This window comes from Zhongshania sp., assembly GCF_041623545.1.
Lineage (GTDB): Bacteria > Pseudomonadota > Gammaproteobacteria > Pseudomonadales > Spongiibacteraceae > Spongiibacter.
This window is the reverse complement of the sequence record NZ_JBFJWS010000283.1, coordinates 1-4,151: the sequence shown is the minus strand read 5'-3', so window position 1 is coordinate 4,151 and position 4,151 is coordinate 1. Positions and strand designations below refer to the sequence as shown.

Here is a 4,151-nt window from a genome sequence, read left to right as displayed (position 1 = left end):
TATGCGGCGACCCAATTCGCCTTATTTACCGCACTTGCGGCGGTACCGCGAACCTTCGCCAATGCCACCACAGGAATTATCGTAGAGTCAGTGGGCTGGACGAATTTTTATCTGCTGTGCACAGTAATTGCGGTGCCGGGGATGTTGATGTTGTTTAAAGTCGCGCCATGGCGGGAACCTGCGGCGGGAGACGCTTGACGGAAGACGGTGAACGCAAAGGCAAAATCAGTGTGCTGTTTGTATTTTAAGCGTCTTCCGTCTCCCGTCTAGCATAAAGCGTCAAGGCCACCGCCGCTGGCGCCAATACACCTTTCCCGATACATCTGCACTGCCTTCGCGAATTAGGGCTTCTAGCTGCCGCTGATAGCCGTCACTGCCAATGGGAAAGCTGATTTTGCCTTGGGCGTTTATTACGCGAAACCAGGGTAGTTGGGTGTTACTTGGGGTTTGGCTGAGGAGTTTGCCAACCCTTCGGGCTTGACCCGGCAGGCCGGCGAGTTTGGCGATGTCGCCGTAGCTGCACAGCCGCCCTTCAGGTATGGCCTGAATGACGGCGTAAAACTGCTGGGCGGCTTCGCTCATTCTGCTTCGAGAATGCGGGTGCGTTCCCAGTAGTCTTCGTAGAAGAAGTCGACCTCTCCGGTTTCCAGTGAGTATTCGGCACCGACTACCATCAGTTTGCCTTCGCTGATGAGCTTTTCGAGGGTTGGCGAGCCACTGCTGAGGTGTTCTACCGAGGTGCGAACATTGGCGCGAACAGATTGCTCGATCAGGGCTTTATGGTCGTGACGCAGTTCGGTCGCCATTAGGGTTTCTACGGCGGGGCGAATTCGCTTGACGATGGAGTGCAGATTCTGAGAAGGAATTTTGCTATTGCCGGTGAGCACGTCTACGGTAGCTGAAATAGCGCCGCAGTTGGAGTGGCCCAGCACCACAACAAGCGGTGTGCCAAAATTGAGTGCGGCAAATTCAACACTGCCAATGCCCGAGGGCGCAACAACGTTACCAGCGACTCGGATAACAAAAAGGTCCCCTAGACCTTGGTCAAAGACCAACTCCGCTGGCACCCGGGCGTCGGAGCAGCCCAAGACAATAGCGAAGGGCGCTTGAATCTCGACCAGCTCAGGCCGCTTGTTGTGGATGATGCTAGCGGTTTCACTGTTTAATTTGTCTACAAAACGGGCGTTCCCCGATTTTAGTCGTTCCAGTGCTTCTTGAGCGTTAATCATTGTCGTGTTTCCATTTTCAGTGAGGATTACAGCCAGTCGCTGATCAGTACACCGATACCGATACTTTCGATGGCATTATTGTATTCAATCAGGCTCTCTCCGTAGCCATTAAAATACTTTACGTAGGCCTTAACCCTGGAATTAATTGGGAAGCTCCAGCCGAGCTCCACGGCGCCTTTGTTCTCGCTGCGTAAGTTATTGCGCAGCATGAGGCTCAAAGTGCGATTATGCCAATTATAAATTCCCATCCATTCAAAATGGCCAAGGTATTTTTCAATATCTGGATTGTTGTCGTCCTCCCTCTCTTCTTTGAGCCGATACCACGGTTTGAATGACATCGCGAAGCGATCTCGTTCAAAAATAAAATTCAGCATCAGTCGGTTCCAGCTTCGCGATAAGGGCTCGCTGCGGCCGTTGGATTGATGGTTGAATATTAATTGGTTGCCAACATTTCGAAAACCCTGCCATTCCCAATCGTTGGTGAAGGTGAGCATGAGCTCCGGTTCGTGATTAGTTTCACGAAAAGGTGATGAGCTCACGCTGTTATAGGCTTGCCAAAACGAGCGGTTGGTGTAGCCCATGCTGAGATAGCCGTTATTTTCAAAAATCGACTCCCAGATCATGACTTTTATGCTGAGCTGAAATTCTAACTCGATATTGTCTTGCTGAATGTCGATGCCCGGCGCGAGACTATTGTAATCAAACATGTCGTCGCGATAAGAGACCGGTAGGATGTAATTACTTCTATGGGGGGTTAACACAAAGGGGTTGTCGTGGGTAAAGCGCTCTAGCTCAAAGCGTTGCTGCACGACCCCACTATTTTGATGTTTAGGTTCAACGACTGCCTGTTCTTGCTGAGTTTCGTCATCTGGATTGGTGGCCGCGCTCCACAGGGGCGATTGGCACAAGTCGCGGAGTTCGCCGACGGTGGTTGATTCAGAGGCCGACTGGGCGGCGAGTTCCAGGCAATCTGGGCTTGCGGCCTGGAGTGGCGTCGCTAAGCTCGCACTGACGCCGAGAATAATCAGTGTGCAGAAATAGCGGCAATTCATCTAAGGCCCATGTCGAAGCGTGGAAAGTTCGGATTGTAAACCAATGCTCAGTTAATTTGCTGGAGATTTTTCAATTGGGTCGAACTCCCTTGAATTCTGCGGGATTTCCCCCACCTATTACTAAACCCTATACGACAAAGTGAGTTTTTGATGCGCGTAATGTTCGCCTTATTCGTGGTTTTACCGATTCTAGAAATGTGGCTACTTATTGAAGTTGGCAGTCTGGTCGGCAGCCTTCCCACTATTGGGATGGTGGTGTTTACCGCGGTCGTTGGCGCGGCCTTACTCAAGCAGCAGGGCATCGATACTTTGACTCGTGCTCAGCAGCGCTTGAATAGCGGCCAAGTGCCGGCAAAAGAGATTTTGGAAGGCCTACTCCTCGCTGTCGGTGGTGCATTGTTACTGACCCCCGGCTTTATAACCGATACCTTGGGTTTTGTTTGCTTGATCGGGCCATTGCGTCAGTGGCTGGTTGCCCAGCTCTTAAAGCGCGGAGTCATGCAGGTAAACAGTTTTCAGGCATCTGGGTTTCAGTCGGTTAAGCCCAATGAACCCAGTGCCGATGGTGCTGCATCCCCAATAAATTCGGCGGCTCGACGTGAAACGGTGATTATTGAGGGGGATTACAAAAAAGAAGAATAAATTTATGGCGGTGCTCTTGAAAAGCATTTGCATAGCCCCATTTACAGGACAGCCCACGGTGACTTGGCGGTGATAAGCCTGGTTTTCCCACTTGGGATACATGCTGTTTCCCAATCCGTAACGAAAGGGGAGTTCAGGTCAAAAGGCGTGATAGCTTTTGGGCTGACACCGGTTTTACCGGACAACAAATTCTAAATCATTGATTTAATGGAGATTGATAAAAATGAAAATTCGTCCGTTATACGATCGCGTTGTAGTTCGTCGTAAGGAAGAAGAGAAGACCAGTGCGGGCGGTATTGTTCTGCCAGGTTCTGCTAAAGAGAAGCCAAACCAAGGTGAAGTTATCGCTGTTGGCCAGGGTAAATTGCTTGAGAGCGGCGAATTGCGTCCGGTTGGCGTAAAAGCGGGCGATCTGGTTATTTTTGGTCAGTATTCCGGTAGCACTGTAAAAGTCGACGGCGAAGAGCTGATCGTTCTGAATGAATCAGAAATCTTTGGTGTGGTAGAAGCTTAAGTCCGGCAAAAGATTTCTTTTGAATCAACGAATTAGTAAATAGAAGGATTAAACGATCATGGCAAAAGACGTAGTATTTGGCAATGAAGCGCGTCAGCGCATGGTAGCTGGTGTCAATATCCTAGCTAACGCAGTAAAAGTTACTCTGGGTCCTAAAGGCCGTAATGTAGTACTTGAGAAGTCTTACGGTGCACCGACTATCACTAAAGATGGTGTCTCTGTTGCGAAAGAAATCGAGTTAGAAGATCGCCTAGAAAATATGGGCGCGCAAATGGTTAAAGAAGTGGCGTCACGCGCTTCTGATGATGCCGGTGACGGTACTACCACTGCGACCGTATTGGCACAGGCGATTGTGAATGAAGGCCTGAAATCAGTTGCTGCTGGCATGAACCCAATGGATATCAAACGCGGTATCGACAAGGCCATTGCCGCTGCAGTTGAAGAAGTGAAGAAGCTGTCTAGCCCTTGCTCTGACACTAAGGCGATTGCTCAGGTTGGTACTATCTCTGCTAACAGCGATGCCAACATCGGCGACATCATTGCCGAAGCAATGGAGAAAGTTGGTAAAGAAGGCGTTATCACCGTTGAAGAAGGTCAAGGCCTTGAAAACGAGTTAGACGTTGTTGAAGGTATGCAGTTTGACCGCGGTTACCTTTCTCCTTACTTCGTTAACAACACAGAGAACATGAGTGTTGAACACGACAGCCCTTACAT

6 protein-coding genes and 1 pseudogene are annotated in these 4,151 nt (G+C 49.9%); 4 read left to right on the top strand and 3 right to left on the bottom strand.

The window, feature by feature from the left end:
• Positions 1–198, top strand: a pseudogene (locus tag ABYT30_RS16495) (AmpG family muropeptide MFS transporter); the annotation flags it as partial.
• A gap of 81 nt (positions 199–279) precedes the next feature.
• On the opposite strand, the gene ABYT30_RS16490 reads toward ABYT30_RS16495, so the two are convergent.
• The 3 genes from ABYT30_RS16490 to ABYT30_RS16480 are packed head-to-tail and all read right to left on the bottom strand — an operon-like array spanning position 280 to position 2,281.
• Positions 280–582 (bottom strand): MGMT family protein, encoded by a 303-nt coding sequence (locus tag ABYT30_RS16490; protein WP_373097545.1) that lies wholly within the window; start codon positions 580–582, stop codon positions 280–282.
• The gene (locus tag ABYT30_RS16485) at positions 579–1,229 is read right to left on the bottom strand and encodes a carbonic anhydrase (RefSeq protein ID WP_373083094.1); all 651 of its coding nucleotides are present in this window, start codon (positions 1,227–1,229) and stop codon (positions 579–581) included. The genes ABYT30_RS16490 and ABYT30_RS16485 overlap by 4 nt, the downstream gene beginning before the upstream one ends.
• Positions 1,230–1,255: 26 nt before the next feature.
• Positions 1,256–2,281, bottom strand: a complete 1,026-nt coding sequence (locus ABYT30_RS16480; protein ID WP_373083093.1) for a phospholipase A — start codon at positions 2,279–2,281, stop codon at positions 1,256–1,258.
• A gap of 150 nt (positions 2,282–2,431) precedes the next feature.
• Here ABYT30_RS16480 and ABYT30_RS16475 point away from each other — a divergent pair, with 150 nt between their 5' ends.
• The 3 genes from ABYT30_RS16475 to ABYT30_RS16465 all read left to right on the top strand — a co-directional run.
• Positions 2,432–2,923 carry an FxsA family protein gene (locus ABYT30_RS16475; RefSeq protein ID WP_373083091.1) on the top strand — a complete coding sequence of 164 codons (492 nt, stop codon included), beginning with the start codon at positions 2,432–2,434 and terminating at the stop codon, positions 2,921–2,923.
• Between the two features lie 223 nt (positions 2,924–3,146).
• Entirely contained in the window at positions 3,147–3,437 is a 291-nt protein-coding gene (gene groES, locus ABYT30_RS16470; protein WP_373083090.1) for a co-chaperone GroES, read from the top strand.
• Between the two features lie 55 nt (positions 3,438–3,492).
• Positions 3,493–4,151: TCP-1/cpn60 chaperonin family protein (locus ABYT30_RS16465; RefSeq protein ID WP_373097546.1), on the top strand; the 659-nt coding region annotated here is incomplete at its 3' end.

Bases quoted from the DNA above. Each gene is read 5' to 3' on its own strand.
- ABYT30_RS16490 (WP_373097545.1), bottom strand. From the start codon at position 582: ATGAGCGAAGCCGCCCAGCAGTTTTACGCCGTCATTCAGGCCATACCT.
- ABYT30_RS16485 (WP_373083094.1), bottom strand. From the start codon at position 1,229: ATGATTAACGCTCAAGAAGCACTGGAACGACTAAAATCGGGGAACGCC.
- ABYT30_RS16480 (WP_373083093.1), bottom strand. From the start codon at position 2,281: ATGAATTGCCGCTATTTCTGCACACTGATTATTCTCGGCGTCAGTGCG.
- ABYT30_RS16475 (WP_373083091.1), top strand. From the start codon at position 2,432: ATGCGCGTAATGTTCGCCTTATTCGTGGTTTTACCGATTCTAGAAATG.
- groES (WP_373083090.1), top strand. From the start codon at position 3,147: ATGAAAATTCGTCCGTTATACGATCGCGTTGTAGTTCGTCGTAAGGAA.